Here is a 17,851-nt window from a genome sequence, read left to right on the forward strand (position 1 = left end):
ATTACCGAAATCCCCCGATTTCTCCTGTAAGATTCTTCTGGGAAAGAATGAAGCTAATGCTATGGTCTGGTATGTCGCTTAAGTACAAGATAAAACGAGAAAATTCGTACAATATCGGGGTAAGAGCCTCTAAAATCTGGCAAATTATCGCAGTTATCAGTTTTTTAGCCGTCAGCCATCGGCTTTTTTTGATCACTCCCACCTTCTCCTGCAAACTAACGCCGTCTCAACAAATTTTTCATCTCTCCCCAGATAGAAAGTTGACCACCTAGACTAGAGGGATGAGTCAAAATTCCTTGACGGGGACTGAATAAAAAGGCCAACATAAATAGGGTAAAAGCGACAAGCACGATCGCAGGTCCAGAGGGTAAATTCCAGTAATAACTTAAATACATCCCACTGATACTAGAAATAATACCCACACCCACACCCACACCCATGACTTGATGGAGACGGGTAACTAAAAGATAGGCAGTGGCCGCGGGGGTAATCAAAAGGGACAAAACGAGGATTACTCCCACCGCTTGGAGACTAGCAACGATTGTCAAACCTATCAGGAGCATTAAGCCTAAATCTAATAAATTTACTGGTAAACCCGCCGCTTGCGCCCCGATTTTGTCGAAAGTGTAGAATAATAGTTCTTTATATAGGAGCAAAACGGTTAATAAAACGATAAAGGCAATAATTAGGGTATCGCGGATGTCGGCAGCAGTAACACCGAGAATATTACCGAAGAGAAAGTGATTAAGGTCGATTTTGTTGTTTTTTTGGATGAGAGTGATCAGGGTGATACCAAGGGCAAAAAAAGCCGAGAAAACAATACCCATGGCCGCATCTTCTTTGATTGGGGAACGATTACGGATTAAGTTAATCAGTAGGGTACTGACCATTGAGGCTAGTAAAGCACCCAGGAGAAGATTAAAATTACCAATAAAAGCGATCGCTAGTCCAGGTAGGACCGAGTGACTGATGGCATCGCCCAAGAGGGCCAAACGTTGTACCATCAGGTAGGTTCCCACCACCGCACAAATGATCCCGACGATGATAGCTTCAATTAGGGATCTCTGCATGAAACTATACTGTAAGGGTTCGATTAATCCTGTTAATAGATTGTTGCCCATGAATCTGCCTTGAGGTTAAATTTTTCTGATTCTCGATCGAGGTTTTGCTCCTAGGGTCTATCTTCTGAATCGGGGGAGAAGATAGGTTAGGATAATTAGGATTAATTGTAAGTTTTTTCGCTCCTAACTGCCGCCATGGATACCCCCGTTCTTTCCTCAACTTTTTTTCTGACTCTCCTGCTCATGGTGGGATTATTCTTTTTTATTCGCGGTTCCGTCAAGGAGCGTATCGAACAGCGTGTCTATCTTACGAGTACCAGTGACGACCAACTATTGGAACAACTACGAGATTATTTTGACCGACGTTCCTATCAAGTCAAGGCGATAGAACCCGCACAGAATATTGTCAGATTACAGGGTTTTGTGCCACCTAGCCCTTTTCTAGCGATATTTTTGACAATTTTGGCGGCCTTGGGTTTATTTTGCTTCTCACTGGTGTTATCGGTGTTATTTCCCGATACTAATCCCTATATTTTCGCTCTTGTGGGTTTATCTCCCCTTGCGGGTGTTTTCTATTGGCAAAAAGTCGGCCGGTTAGAAGAAGTGGCTTTTAAAGTAGAAAGCAAATCTCAGCAAACGGAATTAACTGTCAAAGCCCATCGGGACGAGTTAAGACAACTACAAGATAGTTTAACCTTTCTAGAAAGACAATAAGCTTTTTATGTCCTATGAACGCCTAATTTATCTGGCCGATACCGATGCGGCCGGTGTGGTTTACTTTGCCCATCTTCTCTCGATCTGTCATGAAGCCTACGAGTTTTCTTTAGCACAATTTGGCATCAATATCAAGGATTTTTTGAAAGATTCTCAGGTTGCCCTACCGATTACTCAAGCGGAAATCCAGTTTTTTCGTCCCCTTTTTTGTGGCGATCGCATACAGATTAATTTCACTGTCCGATCCCTAAGCGAAAACGAGTTTGAATTGCAGTATAAAATTTATTTGGCTGAAATCATGGTCGGAAAAGCAAAAACCCACCATGTCTGCATCGATCCCACCGCTAGACAAAGAATCCCTTTCCCGGAATCTTTAAAAAATTGGTTAGGATATTTATCAACCCCAGAGGATACTGGTATTTAAGGAATGATTTGGGCAGATTTAATGATGATTTTAACTGGGGATTGGTGGCACAATGCTTGGCAATTATTTAACCTCAGTACCAGAAGAATTATCTGGAATTCTTTTCTGGCTTTTATACCCTTTATCCTTAGCTTTTGGCTATTTAGGCTCGCTTTTTCTCGTTCCCTACTCTGGTGGTTAATTCTCTTAGTTTTCCTGCTTTTTTTACCCAATGCCCCCTATATTCTCACCGATAGCATTCATTTAATCTCTTATGTTCAGCAGGATTACGCCAAAAGTTTAATTTTTTTAGTTCTAATACCCCAGTATAGTATCTTTATTTTTATTGGCTTTCAGCTATACGTTCTCTCCTTACTTAATTTAAAAAGTTATTGTCAGCAAAGTCAGCTAAATTCAGCAGTTTTACCCCTAGAAATAACTCTCCATTTTTTAAGTGCGATCGGTATCTATTTAGGAAGGTTTCTCCGACTGAATAGTTGGCACCTAATCACTCAACCGCAGCAAGTCTTCTGGAGTTTGCAGAATTTACTGACTAAAAAACCTTTGCTATTCATCTCTGTCTGTTTTTTAATTATTTGGCTACTATACGAGATCAATAAAAAACTTTACAAGCAATTGTTTCCCTCCTACAGGAATAACTAAGATTTCTACTACAAAAATCTACCTAAATCGAATTCGGTTGTGGCAGTAATTTCTCGAAAACGTTCTTGACTGATAATTAACAATAATCTTTCGGTATAATCCACCGCACCGCGCAATTCTCGTTCTAATCTTGCTAAACCGGCGTTGGCATATTCCTCGAAAATTGTTACTCGCAAAGCTTCCGAATCTACTCCGTGAGGAGAAAGAATTTTCGTGTCTTGCAATTCATTAACTGCCAATAATTTGATTAGGGTATCGTAGCCACGAGAAATAAAAATTTCTAGGTTAATAGGTGAGGGTTCCTTAGCCACATTTTCTATCGCCACCCTCTCTTGATATCTTACCCCTAAAGCCGCCGCAAAAGCGATGACATCAGCATAGGTTGGAAAGGGACCAATTCCCTGATTAAAATTAACTAAGGACTGGACAAATTCCCCTTTATCTCTAGCAATACGCACTCGATGAATGGACATATTTATCAAGTAAAAAGTAAAAAAGGTTACAAAATTCAGTAGGTAGAACTCTCCTACCCGCTATAACTGCTTTAAGGATAAGTTTTAATTAGTCCTTTAGCTTGGTAAACATGAAATTGTTCGATGGCGACACCACCGCGCTTGATGGGAATGACAGCTACTTTAGTTATATCTTGGAAATAGGGACGGTAGCGATCGATTATTTCCGGTCTTTCTAGAGAACTATTGGTAGTAATTAATAAACCATTTTTACCGATCCATTCTTGATGATTAAACCAAATTTGATAACCTCTTTGATCGTTGTTAAAACAGGTGACGGGGATAGGAACTAGGGGATAAAGGGCCATATCTAGCCATGCTGTCACATAAAAACTATGGGTAAAAACGAAGCTAGAATTTTTTAAGAGCGCTAATAATTCGGGCGAATTAGCAAAGCCTTGGCGCAGTTGATCGATATCGACAATTTCCCGAGAAGGATCCTGTTCTGGGGCAATAATTCCCCCAAAAATTGCGTATTGACTAGGTTTTTGGAAAGTGCCAAGGGTAACGTGAAGCATTGCTATCGATAAAACAGTAACTATAAAAATTCCCGATCCCCATAACCATCTTTTTACCCAAATTCGAGAAGATTGCTGCCAAGTATTGGACTTTTCTCCTAATAAAATCGTGCAGGACCAGAACCCTGGTAAAATCCAACTAGGAGCGAGATAATGGGAAGCTCCCACATAAAGCATTCCCAGTATTAAAGGCAGAGAAACCGAGAGAATTAACCATTTTTTTAGGGATTCTTCTTCTCGATTAAAAAATCTTTTTTTCGAGATAAAGTTGGGGATTTGTTCGCCAAAGCTTTTAAATGTCACCCACCACATTGGCAGACCAAAAGGAGGAAACATCGTGGCGATACTAATACCAATAACCGAGAGAATACGGAGAATATTAAAGGTTTTGGGTTCTCCAGAAAAACGTTCTTCTAAATGAAAGCGAAAGGAAATCCAGTCATGGTTAATATTCCAGTAGATAATTGGCAATAAAGTTATCAAAAAGAGAATAAATCCTAATCCCAACCAGGAAGACCTAAATACAGGCCAATAGCGGGGAGTGGTCAGACAAAATAAAACTAAACCAAAGCCCAAAATAAAGCCGTGATATTTACTTAAAACCGCCAATCCTACGGCAAGTCCAATATAAGCGAGACGATAGCTAGGATGATAGTTTTTTTCCCGAATTGGCCAGAATTCCTGGGCAGCTAAATAGACTGTTAATGACCAAAAAAAGATTAAAGGACTATCTGGCTGCGAGAGAATCCCGAAGACAATCCCATAGATGGGGATGAGAGTGGCGATCGCTAAAGTCATTCTGGCGACCGGCAGACTGAACAATTTTAAAGCCGTCAGATATAGCAAGCAGAGGCTGCCGGTATAGAGGAGGAGAGTACCGATGCGAATGGTAAATTGATTGACTAATCCCGTGATCCAAGTCCCAAAACCCGTGGAAATCGCTACTATTGGTGGATGATCGAAATAACTCCAATCCAGATTATGGCTGTAAACGTAATAATAGGCCTCATCGTACCCAGGATAAAGCCCCAGGGCGATGATTATTCTAAACAGGAGTCCACCGATGAGCAGATAAACGGCAATGCGATCGCTAAGTATTTTGGTCAAAATTCTTACCTCATTTCATCGCTAAAACTGATGTTAGAGACGGGAGATTTTTGGGGTTGCCAGATTCGAGATTTGTACATCTATGGCAAGGTTAGATTTAAGTGTGATCTTTAGTTACTATATCACCAACTCTGTCATCTCTTAGCCCTTGGCTATCAGTAAACTCTCCCTAGGCGTTGCTAATTTGAGATATGAAAGAGGATTAAGGGAACGGGGAACTTAAATAAAACTGATGTTAATTAAATAACTTTTGCCACCATCAAATCAATAATAATCAGGGCGATAGCTTATAACGGTAAATCACGACGCTGACTTTCTTGCTCAAGAGCCTCTACCATCCATGAGGGAAACTTAAAGGTAATTGTTTGTTCCTCGCAATTATAACGTTTAATTTTAGTTAAATCCAAGTATTCGATGATATTTTCTCCATCATCAAATTTGCGGTCAAAATCTTCAGTTTTCATAAATTTCTACCTCTTCATGTCTAGTTCGTTTCCGTGGCTGCATCTCAATTTGGTCGAAATATCTATAGGACATTTTGGTCGCACGCAGTTCGGTAAACTCACTGACTACTAGGCTCCCCTACCATAGTATTATGGTAGTGACTGTATCGGCAAGAGTCATAGTATAATTAAACCAAGAAATTTTGGGCTTCCCTTGCTGCTGTTATCAGTGAACAGTAATCAGTAGTTTTCACCTCACACTGTCCACTTAAAACTGCAATCTGATTACTGTTCACTGAAGTCCCCAACACCCGAACCCCTAATTTAATGATTTAATAAAACCGACCACTGCTGCAGGAGATAAAAACTATGTGTATTCTCGGTTTTGATCCGGGTAAGGATAAATGTGGGATCGCAGTCAGGTCATCGACGGGGAAAATTTATACCCATGAGGTGATAGCATCTTCACAAGCGATCGAGCGTTTAGCTAGTCTCTGTCAACAGTATCCGATCGAATTATTGGTGATGGGGAATCAAACCACTTCAAAAAGTTGGCGCCAAAAAATTGCCGCTTGTATCTCCATCCCGATTACTCTAGTGGATGAACGCAATAGTACCCTAGAAGCGCGCGATCGCTATTGGCAAATGTTTCCCCCCAAAGGACTACAGAAACTCATCCCCCAGGGGATGCGTCTTCCTGATCGCCCCATTGATGATATAGTAGCGATTCTACTGATCGAACGTCATTTACAGTCCAAATAATGTCACACTACAAAATAGACACAGCAGGGTGAATTGACGATGCTTCTAAGTAAAGGTTTTGAAGTGGAAATGTACACCGGAACGGCAGCCGGAGAAATTATCGGTTTATCCGATCGCATTGTCAAGGATTTAGATGGTTTTGTCCGGGAACCGGATACTCGTAACGTAGAATATACTACGGCTCCCATGACTAACTATGACCGTCTTTTATGCGCTACTTTAAAACCTCGTCTAGCTCTACGGCAATATTTGCGTCGTTTAGGCGATTATACCCTAATCCCTGGCAGTACCCTCTCCTTGGGCGATAGTCAATATTTTTATCGCAGTGACCCCCACAATCCCTATCATGACTATATCGAACAGACCTACGGCACTAATGTAGTCACGGCCAGTATTCATATTAACGTCGGTATTAGCGATTATGAGGATTTAATGCGTGCCTGTCGCTTAATTCGCCTAGAAGCTCCTTTATACTTGGCTTTAAGCGCTTCCTCTCCTTTTCTCGATGGTAAAATCACCGGTTCCCATTCCCGTCGTTGGCAAGTTTTCCCCCAAACTCCCGCTTCTGTTCCCCTCTTTGAAAGTCATAAACATTTTGTCACTTGGACCGAGGAACAATTAAAACTCGGTACGATGCAGAATGTTCGTCATCTCTGGGTGTCGGTACGTCCTAACGGTAGCAATCGTCCCTATAATCTCAATCGTCTAGAATTGCGAATTTGTGACCTGATTGCTGATCCTATTAGTTTATTAGCAGTCATGGCTTTTTTAGAAGCCCGTTTAACTCAACTTCTGCACGATCCCCAATTAGACCCTTTAATTTTAAGTCAATTACCCAGCAGCAATCGCAGCGAGGATTTATTAACTTTAACCCAAGAAAACGAACAGGCCGCCGCACGTTTTAGTCTTGATGCCACCCTGAGACATTGGTACGATGGCCGAGAAATCTTGGCTAGGGATTGGATTAAAGACCTCTATGTTCAAGTTTATCCGATCGCTAAAGCAAGGGGTTTTAGTTGTTTCCTCTCTCCCCTACAAAAAATCCTCCGTGAGGGTAACACGGCACAACAATGGTTAAAACAATACGACCAGGGTATGGATGTTAAAAGTATTATCAAACAGGCGATTATTACCCTAGAAAAACAGGAACGAGAGTTAGAACATAAATTATGTCAGCATATTCTAGTCGCTTAAATAATTATTTGAGGGTCATGGTAATTAAACCCTGTTGACCGAGAAGAATTTCCCGCAGCAGCGTACAAATTCCCACCCAAATAATCGGAGAAATGTCAACTCCTCCCAAGGGTGGTATCAGTTTACGCACGGGGATTAAAAAAGGTTCCGTGGGCCAGGCAATAATATTAAAGGGGAAGCTATTTAAATCTGCCTGTGGATTCCAAGTCAGCACGATCCTTAAGATAAATAAAAGGGTCATCAACCCTAAAATAATTCCCAATGTCCAACTTAATGCGATCGCTGTGTCCATAGTCTCCAATCCCGTCTTTTTTACCGATTATTTTCCCTACAATATAACAGTTTTTGTCCCATTTAATCATCCTCATCGCCCCAGCACCCTGCCAGTTATTCTTGTCAACCTCCTGGGTAAAAATGCCGCCAGAAAAAGTTCCAATAGGGCTTGACAAATCAGCCAGACTTGACTTATACTCTTATAATGGGAATCAGTGTCGCCCTGTACCACCCTCTTTTCAGGCCAGATAACGACCATCTTTTCCTGACCGCAAAAGTAACTTAAAGATGACAGAATTTCGCATCGAGAAAGACAGCATGGGAGAAATTCCCGTGCCTGCCGATAAACTTTGGGGAGCGCAGACCCAAAGATCCCTACAATACTTTAGTATCGGTGATAATCTCATGCCCCGGGAGATGATCCGATCCTATGCCATTCTCAAGAAAGCCTGTGCAATTGTCAATCAGCAAAAAAATCGTCTCAGTCAGGAGAGAAAAAACCTCATCTGTCAAGTCTGCGATGAAATTTTAGCCGGACAACACGCAGATAACTTTCCCCTCTACGTTTGGATGACGGGAAGTGGCACCCAGTTTAACATGAACATCAACGAAGTCATCTCCAATCGTTGCAGTCAACTAACGGGGAATCCTCTGGGTAGCAAAACTCCCGTGGATCCTAACGATCATGTTAATATGTCCCAATCGACTAATGATTCCTTTCCCTCGGCCATGTATATTGCCGTTGCCTTGGCAGTCAAGGAAAAATTAATTCCCAGTCTGCAACTATTACGGAATAGTCTCGATGAAAAGGCGCAATTATGGGCAAATATAGTTAAAATCGGTCGCACTCACCTACAGGATGCCACACCTTTAACCCTCGGACAAGAATTCTCTGGTTATGTGGGTTTATTAGATGACGGCAGCGATTGGCTAGAAAAATGTCTAGAAAAAGTCTATCGTTTATCCTTGGGAGGAACAGCAGTGGGTACAGGAATTAATGCTCCCCTGGATTTTGATCGAGATGTGGCTGCCGAAATCGCTAATCTGACCAAATTACCCTTTATTACCGCTCCTAATAAGTTTACCGTGCAAGGTTCCCACGATGCTCTCGTTTTCTTGAGCGGGGGACTGAAAACTATCGCTAGTTCTCTCTATAAAATTGCTAATGATATCCGTTTACTTAGCTGTGGTCCCCGTTGTGGATTAGGAGAATTACAGCTGCCGGAAAATGAGCCAGGTTCTTCAATTATGCCAGGGAAAGTTAATCCCACCCAATGCGAAGCTTTATCGATGATAGCAGTGCAGGTGGTGGCTAATGATTTAGCGGTGACGATGGGAGGCGCCGGGGGACATCTGGAAATGAATGTCTATAAACCTCTGTTGATTCATAATCTGATGCAGTCTATCCGGCTGCTCACTGATGGTTGCGCTAATTTCTGTCAGTTTTTGGTTAAGGGGATGACTGCTAATCAAAAACAAATTGAGACTTTTTTAAATCAGTCCTTGATGCTGGTGACTGCTCTAAGTCCCGTGATTGGCTACCAAAAGGCTGCCTACGTCGCTCATTATGCCCTAGAAAAGGATTTAACCCTGAAAGTGGCAGCCTTGCAACTGGGATACATCAACGAGGCAGATTTTGATCGCATTGTTGACCCCGCTAAGATGGTCAATCCCTATGTTGCTGATGGTTAATTGTCTGAGGGGATAACTGCCGCAGAAATCAGAGGTCGCAGGCAGGCACGGATTTCCATTATACATATAAATATATGGCAAGCGGCGGGATTTGTCAAGCCCCGCCAGCAAAAATTTCTACTAAACTTGGCTAATGATAACGAAGAAAACAAAGAGAAAAATCATAAATGCTGCTGCCATGCGGAAGAAGGATTTAGGAAGATTAATAATTTTCTCCAGTTTCAAGAAACCCACCAGAAAATAAGCGACGATTGCTAGGAGAATCGGGATAACTAAGCGCAAGATTGTGCCAACGCGACCAGAGAAAAACTCACCGATTTTATAGCGGGGTGTATCTTCTTCTGCGTGAGGAGGAATAGTTACACTTGTCCAAGTTTCTCCCCCATCGGTGGAACGAAAAACTGTAGTTTTAGCGCCACCAAAACCGAATAAAGTTTTATCTTGAGCGTAATTAGGAGAAAACTGGACGGAGATACCAGAGGAAGGGATACTATGAATTTTCACTAGGGGTATTTTAGGATCACCAATTGATTGAAAAGTTGCCCCGCCATCGGTAGATTTAAACAATCCATCTCCCTGTAAACTAACCATTACCGTGCGATCATTAGCGTAATCAGGAGAGATAGCAATAGTTTCTACTGATGCTTGCGGATTAAACCCTGGTTTCTCTAATTTTGTCCAACTTTTAGCCCCATCTTTGCTGACAAACAACCCAGAAATTGTCCCAGCAAAAATAGTCCCATCCTTGGGATAATTGGGAGACATTGCCAACTGCACATTAGGGGTTTTTGATAGGGGGTTTCCTTGAGTGACATTTTTCCAAGTTAGTCCACCATCAACACTTTGATAAATCCCCTCTGTTCCCGTGACAAACAAAGTTTTATCCTTAGCAAAATCGGGGGAAGCTACCATAGCAGGGGCATAATTACCAAAAATTCTGCCCACTTCACTGATATTTTTAACCGTATTTCCTCCATCGGTAGAACGAAATATTCTGCCCTGCTGATTGGTAAGAAAAAGAGTTTTATCCTTGGCAAAATCTGGAGAAGTAACTATTCTCGGACCGCGGACTCCTTCATCGATTTCGATAATTTTCCATAAATCACCCCCGTTATCGGATTTGGCAAATCTATTGCGTAAAAACCCAGCAAAAATAGTTCTATCTTCTCCATAATTAGGAGAAAAGGCAATGTCAAAGAAACGCCGGGGATCTTGTCCTGATTCTTCCGGATCCTTGCCAAGTCGATAAACCTCTAAACCGCGATTAATTGGTGTCCAAGTTTCCCCTTTATCCCGACTGATGAAGATATTGCCTATATAATTAGCAATGACGACAGTACCATCCTGGGCATAATTAGGAGAAACCGCCATAGCGATAACTGTTGCCTGGGCTAAAGTTTCTATTTCCTGCCATTGTTTGCCGCTATCCGTGGTTTTAAATAAGCCATTAAATCCCCCCAAAAACATCGTATCTTCAACGACTTTTAAATCCATAAAATGGGGAACTTTATAATCATCAGCTTGTTTGTCTTTGGTTAAACCCTCGCTCATTTTTGTCCAACTTTTGCCCCCATCTTGGGAAACATACATCCCGTCATACCAAGTGATGGCATAAAGGGTGGAGTTTTGGGCATATTCGGGAGAAATAACAATGTCTTCGATGATTTTATCTTTAATTCCTTCGTTGACGGCTTGGAATGTTTTACCATCATCAACGGTTTTAAAAATACCTGATTCTTTTGTACCGACAAAAAAGGTTTTATCCCTGTCTAGATTAGGAGAAAAAGCAATTGTATCCACTGCCCCCACATTAGCAGGCAAGGGGAGATTCTGCCAAGTTTTCCCCCCATCGGAGGAAGTGTATAATTTACCCTGTTCATCCCCGAAAAAAATTCGACCTGGATTGCTGGGAGTAATAGCGAGAAAGGTTATCAGTGCCGTGGTGGGGAAAATATTTGACCAATTTTTACCGCCATCTTCGGTTAAATAAACCCCTTTTTCTAATCCCACTGCCGCTGCTACATTGGGATCGGAAGGAGCAATTTCTACGAAGTTAATAAAGTTAGTTGCTAAACCCTGATTAACTTTCTGCCAAGATTCCCCCGCATCTTTACTTTTATAAATACCATTGGATCTTGAAGCTAGATAGAGAATATTTTTATTGAGGGGAGATAGGGATAGAGAACTTAATTCCCCCGTATAATCTAAACCTTGAATTAATCTTGTCCAGTTGCTACCTCCATCGCTGGATTTATAAAGGTTATTTCTTGCTAAGATATATACTGTATTATCTGTCTGGAAATCGGGAGAAACTTCCACTTGACTAATCACATCATGGGGACGATGGGCAAAAGCGGGATTACCCCAAAGACAAAAAACTGTAGCGATTATCAATAAAATGAGATTAAACTTGTGGGCGAATCTCAGCAAACTTTGGCGATTAATCATACTTAAACTGCTAATATCGAGGATAAAAATTGACCTAATCTAGCAAAGGGCGATCAAAATTGAAGCAAGGGTTCTGTAATAGTATAGACGAAAATGGCGATTATAACCATTACTAAAATCGGGCTTATTTGCTATCAGCATAGATTAGAACCAATCTCTACACTTTGATTATTGTAGAGACTCATTGCCTTTTGTAACCCTTGTTTGAGACCAAGTTCGATCGCTTTTCTGGACAAGTCTAACACTTTCAAGATCACTTCGTTTTCTTGCGGGGTGAATCGGCCTAAAACGTGGGAAATAGTCGCTTTTTCGGTTGATTTACCGATTCCTATGCGTAAACGAGCGAAGTTTTCCGTGCCAACGTGGGCAATCATCGATTTAATACCGTTGTGTCCGCCCGCCGATCCCGATAGACGGATTCTCAACCGGCCTAGGGGCAGATCCATATCATCGTAAATGACTAAAATCGACTCTGGCTCTAGTTTATACCAGTCCAGCACTGATCGCACCGATTGCCCGGATCGATTCATATAGGTTTGGGGTTTTAAAAGACGAATTTTGCCCGGGAGAGGACCGTCACCCTCGGCGATAAAACCTTGAAATCGCTTGTTTTCCTGCCAAGATAACCCCCAATCCCGCGCTAATGAGTCCACAGCTTCAAAACCGATATTATGACGGGTGCGATCATATTTGGGTTCGGGATTGCCCAAACCGATAATTAGCCGAGGAATAATTAAATTAGGGGTTTTATCGGAATTCATAGGGGAAAATCGGGCTTCTAACAATCACCCGACTCTCATTATCACCGAATTAGCACTCCGAGCGCTGGAACAAAGTTTCTAGATAAACCTTGGCACAGCTATTTTGCTCCTCAAAATTCATCCTTTCGGAGGATTGACAATTAAGTAGAAAAAATGATAGTGCCGCCGTAAACACACCATCTTGATCCCAACCAGGGTGAGTTTCTAGGTATTGTTGTAGGGATTGGTGGAGGATTTCGGGGATTTCTGCCAAGATACTGACTGATGTATTCATATCGTTTACCTCTGATCGGAAGTGGGGAAATCCCTGACTCGTGTAGTGGACAGTAAGGACTATTGTGAGCCAAGTTGGAGGGAGTTGCAATATTACCAGATGTAAAGGAATGCTTTAGAAAAACTTAATATTTACGAAGGAATAAGGCTTAGAGCTAGATTTTATTTACTTAACTTAACAGTAACTCAGTATCTATCGATGGGGATTTTGACGATCAAGATTAATTTTTTCTGGAAGCAAGTGCCGATTATATCGCTGTTGCCTGTGGAAAAGTCTGGGTAAACTGTGGAAAACTTGAGAGTGAGTGGGGAAATACTGGGGAATGTATGGGGGAAAACATCGGGGAAAAATAAGATTTGCAAATTTTAATCCGTAGTGATGCTCAAGACTACTTAGGCACTCTTGTCAGAGCACCTTTTCTAGCTGAATGCTGGCTGCTATGCTTTTACCACTAATACGGAACAGGTAGCTTCTGCCACCACGAGACTACTAACAGAATCTTCGATCACCCGTTGAACTCCCGTTAATCCCCGGCTACCGATCGCGATCAGATCAGCTTGATAGATATTAGCTAAACGAATAATTTCCTCCGCTGGATCGCCAAAAATGACTTCGATTTCACTAGGAGCAGTAATCTGGGATTGATAGCAGCGCAATTGATCTTCAATGATCTCAAGGGAGGGGTGAGGGCGATCCACTGCCGATTCATCTCCCTCCTTGCTGAGAATATGGGTGATGATGATGCGAGAATTTGCCGCTAGAGAGAGGGAATTCAAAGCATGGAGGACTCGATCCGATGATTCCCCACAATCTAAGGCAACAACGATATTTTTAAACATTTTGACTAAATCCTACCGCTAAATAAATTTCCAATTAAGATTCCAGAGCAAAAAATCTTTGATTTTGCCATTATGCCTAGATAGACAATTTTATAGGTTATCGCGATCGGTTAGGATTTCATAACCTGTGGCGGTTACTAAGACAGTATGCTCAAACTGAGCAGAGAGAGCATTATCCATCGTCACCACCGTCCAACGATCGCGTAAAGTTCTGGTATGTTTAGATCCCCCATTGACAATTGGTTCAATTGCCAGAGTCATCCCAGCGCGGAGTTTGACATTGGGTAACTGATTAGTGCGAAAATTAAATACCGAGGGTTCTTCGTGGAGATTTCTGCCCACTCCATGACCTGTAAAATCTTCTACCACTTGGAAACCGTTAGCTTGAACGTGATCTTCGATCGCTCCTGCAATATCTAGCAGATAATTGCCAGCTTTTACCTGATTTATGCCTTTATATAAAGCTTCTTCCGCCACGCGGATTAATTTTTCAGTTTTTGGAGAGACGGAACCGATAGCGATCGTGATACAGGAATCCCCATGATAACCTTGGTAGTAGGCCCCCGTATCTACCTTTAAGACAGAACCAGCTTTGAGGCGTTTTTTCGGGCTAGGGATACCGTGAACGACTTCGTTATCGACGGAGGCACAAATCGAGGCAGGAAAGCCATAATAACCTTTAAAACTGGGAGTAGCACCCATTGCGCGGATACGTTTTTCTGCATAGACATCCAGATCCGCCGTCGTCATCCCGGGTTGAGCGATCTCGGCAATTTCCTTGAGGACTGTGGCGGCAATTTTACCCGCTTGTCGCATAATAACGATTTCTGCGGCGGATTTGGTCTCGATTCCCCGGCGGCTTTTCTGTACTCGCGGGGAACCTACTTGCTCTGGAGTTTTAGTTTCGGGAAAAAGCAGCTTGGTTAGGATGTTCATGGAAAGTTGGCTGTCGAGTCTTTACTTAACTTAGCATTTTCCCTGCGATCGATGACTGCTCTGGAGAAATCAAAAATCTTCCGTTAGGTGAGGAGATAGGAGAGGGGAGAAGGGAGCAGGGAGAAGGGAGCAGGGAGATGAGGATCAAAAAGACAAGAGACAACTTTACTAGCCATAAAACCGAAAATTATCGCAAATTTATCTGAGTTTTAAGATATTTTGAGCCGATAGCGGCTCGATAAATTACTTTTACACGAGGTCTAGGGAACATCTAGAAAAGCTATAGTAGGAAAAAGGCTATTTTTCTGGCGAGGTGACAATTTATGGCAGTCAAAAAAGAGTTTTCCAGTTTTCAGGAACTGTTGCAAACCACTAATCTTCCCGTGTTAGTGGATTTCTATGCCACTTGGTGCGGTCCTTGTCAAATGATGGCTCCGATTCTAGAACAAACGGGAATGTATTTCAAAAATCGCCTACAGATTGTCAAAATTGATACAGACAAATATCCTAATTTAGCCACTAAGTACGGTATTCAAGCTTTACCGACTTTAGTAGTCTTTAAAAATGGTCAACCGATCGATCGAATCGAGGGAGTGGTGCAGGTTAACCAACTGGTTCAACATTTACAAACTCTGTTGTAAGATAATTTTGAACCAGAACTAGGAGTTAGTGACATGGCAAAGGCGATTTGGAATGGTGCAGTGGTAGCGGAAAGCGATAACTGCGAAATTGTCGAGGGAAACTACTATTTTCCCCCCGATACCATCAAAGCTGAATATTTCCAACCCAGTAACACCCATACCATTTGTTCTTGGAAAGGAGAGGCTAGTTATTATACTCTCAGGGTAGATGGACAGGACAATAAAGATGCCGCTTGGTATTATCCCGATCCTAAGCCAAAAGCCCAAAATATCAAAGGATATATCGCCTTTTGGCGAGGTGTGCAGGTTGAGAAATGATCGCCATCTACCCCGGCAGCTTCGATCCAGTTACACTCGGTCATTTAGATATTATCGAACGTAGTGTGCCACTATTCGAGCGAGTAATCGTGGCAGTTCTCTGCAATCCCCATAAAAACCCCTTATTTAGCGTCGAACAACGCATAGAACAGATCAGCTACTGCACAAAACACCTTAAAAACGTTGAAATAGACAGTTTTTCAGGATTAACGGTTGAATATGCCAGATTGAAAGGCGCTAAGGTACTTTTGCGGGGGTTGCGGGTCCTCTCGGACTTTGAAAAAGAACTGCAAATGGCCCATACCAATAAAACTCTCTGGGAAGGGATCGAAACGGTTTTTTTGGCCACCACTAAAGAATATAGTTTTTTAAGCAGTAGCGTGGTTAAAGAAATCGCTCAATTCGGTGGATCCGTCACCCATCTAGTCCCGGAAAACGTTTCTAGAGATATTTACTCATACTACAGTTAACATACTAGAATACAGTAATGAGGACGATCTGAACCTATGGCGCGCCGAGAACCTAATGATCGCAGAAAAGCAGTACCTAACACTTCTAATAGTGGGGTTCCCAGTCCACCCGTCGATTTCGATATCTATCAGGATTTGGCGCGTCTGCAAGAGATGATTTTTGATAGTTTCCATATCCCCCTCACCCGTTGGACAATGATCGATGAGGGACAGATCTCCGAACAGATCGATCTCATCTATGAAACCGTGCCACCAGCAGTACAGAAAGCTTTAGCAATTTTGCAGGAAGAAGAGGAAATTATCGCTAAAGCGGAAGAATACGCTCAACAAGTCCTTCGTTCCGCTCAACAAAGGGCCGCCCAAATTCTCGATCAGTCCGGTATTATTCAACAAGCAGAACGGCAAGCAGCCCAAATTCGTCAACAGGTTCAGCAGGAGTGCGAATCCTTGCAACAACAAACCCTCGATGAAATCGAACAGATGCGTCACAGCACCCTGCAGGAAGTGCAACAGTTACGACAAAAAACCCAAGCTGAATGTCATGAAATTCAAAAAGATGCTGACGACTATGCCGAAGCAGTTTTAGAACATCTCGATCAACAATTAGGGCAAATGTTACAGGTTATCCGCAACGGTCGTCAACAGGTAAGATCGAAACCAACATCGTTAAAAAATCTACCCGGAGAACGTCTTTAATCAGTTATCAGTTATCAGATGTAAGTTTTAAGTTAATTAGTTAGTTAGTTATCTTCATCTTTATCCCTGATTACTGTTTACTGATTACTATTTACCGCTTACTGAAAAGCCAGCAACCTCCAATTCCTCACTGATGACTGTTAACGGGATTTCATGAATAACCCCTCCTCGAATTACCATCTATTCGGACGCTTTCTTAGCGGGTTATTCAGCTGGAAAATTTGGTTATTTGTCCAAATCTTTCAAGGCAGTAAAAGCTTTTATCGATTCCTGTACCATTATTTATATCGTCGTCCTAAAATCGATCGCATTCTCGGTAGCGATGTCATCTATATTCCTGAGAAAAAACTTTATAGCATTCCCCTCGATGTTCTGAAAATGGAGCAGCCAATGGTTAATAGTGATCGCCAGCAGTTGACTTCTATTACTACTTGGCAAGTTAAAACGATTCATCCCACTATTACCGAAACCAATATCCAATTCCACGATATTACCGTCGATTTACAACAGGTACACCTGATTAAATCAGACCTTGATAACTACGATTATACTAATACTCGCCGCTTGGCTCCTCTGGTGAAAACCTTACTTTTTGAAATTAACCCCAAAATTGCTGGTTTAGTAGAAAAGAGAAATCAATTACATAGACTGCGAAATCTGGCCGCATCTTCGGAAATTTTTCATTCACAAACCCCATTGTACGATCGAGCAATTAATCAAGTCCAGCTAATTATCGATCAAGCGGAAGCTTTGGGACAAGAATGTTTAAAATTTATCCGAGAAACCCTAATCGAACGGGAATTATTGCAATCCGATATCGATAGCAATCTCGTTGATTGTAACCTCGATTTTGCCAGTCAATATCAACTAATTCAAGAAAAATATCAACTCTGGAAAGAAGAGGTACAAGCTTATTTTGAATTAAAAGATTCTTCCCTACCTAAAAATTAACTATGGTCATCAGTGATCAGTCTTCAGTTACAGGATTTATTAAACCTCTTGCATAATTAATTTGTGAAGGTTCAAAAACGGCAAAAGTAAGGATTAAATTGCATAAAATATGTAAATAGACCATTTAATTGATTATTATTCATTCTTAATTCTCCTGACTACTGACTACTGACCC

General features: G+C 41.8%; 21 protein-coding genes. 11 read left to right on the forward strand and 10 right to left on the reverse strand.

Annotation, left to right across the window (positions count from 1 at the left end):
- Positions 1 to 215 precede the first annotated feature (215 nt).
- The gene (locus MiAbW_RS06530) at positions 216 to 1,121 is read right to left on the reverse strand and encodes a metal ABC transporter permease (RefSeq protein ID WP_151695436.1); all 906 of its coding nucleotides are present in this window, start codon (positions 1,119 to 1,121) and stop codon (positions 216 to 218) included.
- 135 nt (positions 1,122 to 1,256) lie between these two features.
- Here MiAbW_RS06530 and MiAbW_RS06535 point away from each other — a divergent pair, with 135 nt between their 5' ends.
- Genes MiAbW_RS06535 through MiAbW_RS06545 form a run of 3 tightly spaced genes read left to right on the forward strand, consistent with a single transcriptional unit; the run spans position 1,257 to position 2,841 of the window.
- Positions 1,257 to 1,775, forward strand: a complete 519-nt coding sequence (locus MiAbW_RS06535; protein ID WP_151695437.1) for a cofactor assembly of complex C subunit B — start codon at positions 1,257 to 1,259, stop codon at positions 1,773 to 1,775.
- 7 nt (positions 1,776 to 1,782) lie between these two features.
- Entirely contained in the window at positions 1,783 to 2,199 is a 417-nt protein-coding gene (locus MiAbW_RS06540) for an acyl-CoA thioesterase (protein ID WP_151695438.1), read from the forward strand.
- Between the two features lie 3 nt (positions 2,200 to 2,202).
- Entirely contained in the window at positions 2,203 to 2,841 is a 639-nt protein-coding gene (locus tag MiAbW_RS06545; protein ID WP_151695439.1) for a DUF1361 domain-containing protein, read from the forward strand.
- Positions 2,842 to 2,849: 8 nt separating this feature from the next.
- On the opposite strand, the gene MiAbW_RS06550 is transcribed toward MiAbW_RS06545, so the two are convergent.
- The 3 genes from MiAbW_RS06550 to brnA all read right to left on the reverse strand — a co-directional run bounded on the left by MiAbW_RS06550 (position 2,850) and on the right by brnA (position 5,442).
- Complete coding sequence (locus MiAbW_RS06550; protein ID WP_151695440.1) at positions 2,850 to 3,314, reverse strand: DNA phosphorothioation-associated protein 4; 465 nt, start codon at positions 3,312 to 3,314, stop codon at positions 2,850 to 2,852.
- Between the two features lie 71 nt (positions 3,315 to 3,385).
- Entirely contained in the window at positions 3,386 to 4,978 is a 1,593-nt protein-coding gene (locus MiAbW_RS06555; RefSeq protein WP_151695441.1) for an ArnT family glycosyltransferase, read from the reverse strand.
- A 287-nt stretch (positions 4,979 to 5,265) separates the two neighbouring features.
- The gene (gene brnA / locus MiAbW_RS06560; protein WP_151695442.1) at positions 5,266 to 5,442 is read right to left on the reverse strand and encodes a type II toxin-antitoxin system BrnA family antitoxin; all 177 of its coding nucleotides are present in this window, start codon (positions 5,440 to 5,442) and stop codon (positions 5,266 to 5,268) included.
- Between the two features lie 348 nt (positions 5,443 to 5,790).
- On the opposite strand from brnA, the gene MiAbW_RS06565 reads away from it, so the two are divergent.
- Together MiAbW_RS06565 and gshA are read left to right on the forward strand one after the other, a co-directional pair.
- A complete protein-coding gene (locus MiAbW_RS06565) occupies positions 5,791 to 6,183 on the forward strand; it encodes a pre-16S rRNA-processing nuclease YqgF (protein WP_151695443.1) in 393 nt (130 codons plus the stop codon).
- A 39-nt stretch (positions 6,184 to 6,222) separates the two neighbouring features.
- On the forward strand, positions 6,223 to 7,377 hold the full coding sequence (gene gshA / locus MiAbW_RS06570; RefSeq protein ID WP_151695444.1) for a glutamate--cysteine ligase: 1,155 nt from the start codon (positions 6,223 to 6,225) through the stop codon (positions 7,375 to 7,377).
- A 4-nt stretch (positions 7,378 to 7,381) separates the two neighbouring features.
- Here gshA and MiAbW_RS06575 read toward each other — a convergent pair whose 3' ends face one another.
- Positions 7,382 to 7,669, reverse strand: a complete 288-nt coding sequence (locus MiAbW_RS06575) for a YggT family protein (RefSeq protein WP_151695445.1) — start codon at positions 7,667 to 7,669, stop codon at positions 7,382 to 7,384.
- Positions 7,670 to 7,938: 269 nt separating this feature from the next.
- On the opposite strand from MiAbW_RS06575, the gene fumC reads away from it, so the two are divergent.
- Positions 7,939 to 9,342, forward strand: coding sequence for a class II fumarate hydratase (gene fumC / locus MiAbW_RS06580; protein ID WP_151695446.1), 1,404 nt, complete (start codon positions 7,939 to 7,941; stop codon positions 9,340 to 9,342).
- 120 nt (positions 9,343 to 9,462) lie between these two features.
- On the opposite strand, the gene MiAbW_RS06585 is transcribed toward fumC, so the two are convergent.
- The 5 genes from MiAbW_RS06585 to map form a co-directional block, all read right to left on the reverse strand.
- A complete protein-coding gene (locus tag MiAbW_RS06585) occupies positions 9,463 to 11,790 on the reverse strand; it encodes a WD40/YVTN/BNR-like repeat-containing protein (RefSeq protein WP_151695447.1) in 2,328 nt (775 codons plus the stop codon).
- A 134-nt stretch (positions 11,791 to 11,924) separates the two neighbouring features.
- Positions 11,925 to 12,551 (reverse strand): aminoacyl-tRNA hydrolase, encoded by a 627-nt coding sequence (pth, locus tag MiAbW_RS06590; protein ID WP_110544850.1) that lies wholly within the window; start codon positions 12,549 to 12,551, stop codon positions 11,925 to 11,927.
- A 49-nt stretch (positions 12,552 to 12,600) separates the two neighbouring features.
- Positions 12,601 to 12,825 carry a DUF2811 domain-containing protein gene (locus tag MiAbW_RS06595; protein WP_002800048.1) on the reverse strand — a complete coding sequence of 75 codons (225 nt, stop codon included), beginning with the start codon at positions 12,823 to 12,825 and terminating at the stop codon, positions 12,601 to 12,603.
- A gap of 437 nt (positions 12,826 to 13,262) precedes the next feature.
- The gene (locus tag MiAbW_RS06600; RefSeq protein ID WP_110544848.1) at positions 13,263 to 13,664 is read right to left on the reverse strand and encodes a universal stress protein; all 402 of its coding nucleotides are present in this window, start codon (positions 13,662 to 13,664) and stop codon (positions 13,263 to 13,265) included.
- A 90-nt stretch (positions 13,665 to 13,754) separates the two neighbouring features.
- Positions 13,755 to 14,600, reverse strand: coding sequence for a type I methionyl aminopeptidase (gene map, locus MiAbW_RS06605; RefSeq protein ID WP_151695448.1), 846 nt, complete (start codon positions 14,598 to 14,600; stop codon positions 13,755 to 13,757).
- 323 nt (positions 14,601 to 14,923) lie between these two features.
- Here map and trxA point away from each other — a divergent pair, with 323 nt between their 5' ends.
- From trxA to MiAbW_RS06630, 5 genes are all read left to right on the forward strand, one after another.
- Complete coding sequence (trxA, locus tag MiAbW_RS06610) at positions 14,924 to 15,241, forward strand: thioredoxin (RefSeq protein WP_002765348.1); 318 nt, start codon at positions 14,924 to 14,926, stop codon at positions 15,239 to 15,241.
- 33 nt (positions 15,242 to 15,274) lie between these two features.
- A complete protein-coding gene (locus tag MiAbW_RS06615) occupies positions 15,275 to 15,559 on the forward strand; it encodes a DUF427 domain-containing protein (protein WP_002750041.1) in 285 nt (94 codons plus the stop codon).
- Positions 15,556 to 16,029: a pantetheine-phosphate adenylyltransferase gene (gene coaD / locus MiAbW_RS06620; RefSeq protein WP_151695449.1), complete on the forward strand. Its 474-nt coding sequence runs from the start codon at positions 15,556 to 15,558 to the stop codon at positions 16,027 to 16,029. The genes MiAbW_RS06615 and coaD overlap by 4 nt, the downstream gene beginning before the upstream one ends.
- A 36-nt stretch (positions 16,030 to 16,065) precedes the next feature.
- The gene (locus MiAbW_RS06625) at positions 16,066 to 16,725 is read left to right on the forward strand and encodes a hypothetical protein (RefSeq protein ID WP_151695450.1); all 660 of its coding nucleotides are present in this window, start codon (positions 16,066 to 16,068) and stop codon (positions 16,723 to 16,725) included.
- A gap of 153 nt (positions 16,726 to 16,878) precedes the next feature.
- On the forward strand, positions 16,879 to 17,676 hold the full coding sequence (locus MiAbW_RS06630) for a hypothetical protein (protein WP_151695451.1): 798 nt from the start codon (positions 16,879 to 16,881) through the stop codon (positions 17,674 to 17,676).
- Positions 17,677 to 17,851 lie beyond the last annotated feature (175 nt).

The organism is Microcystis aeruginosa NIES-4325 (assembly GCF_008974145.1).
GTDB lineage: Bacteria > Cyanobacteriota > Cyanobacteriia > Cyanobacteriales > Microcystaceae > Microcystis > Microcystis aeruginosa_G.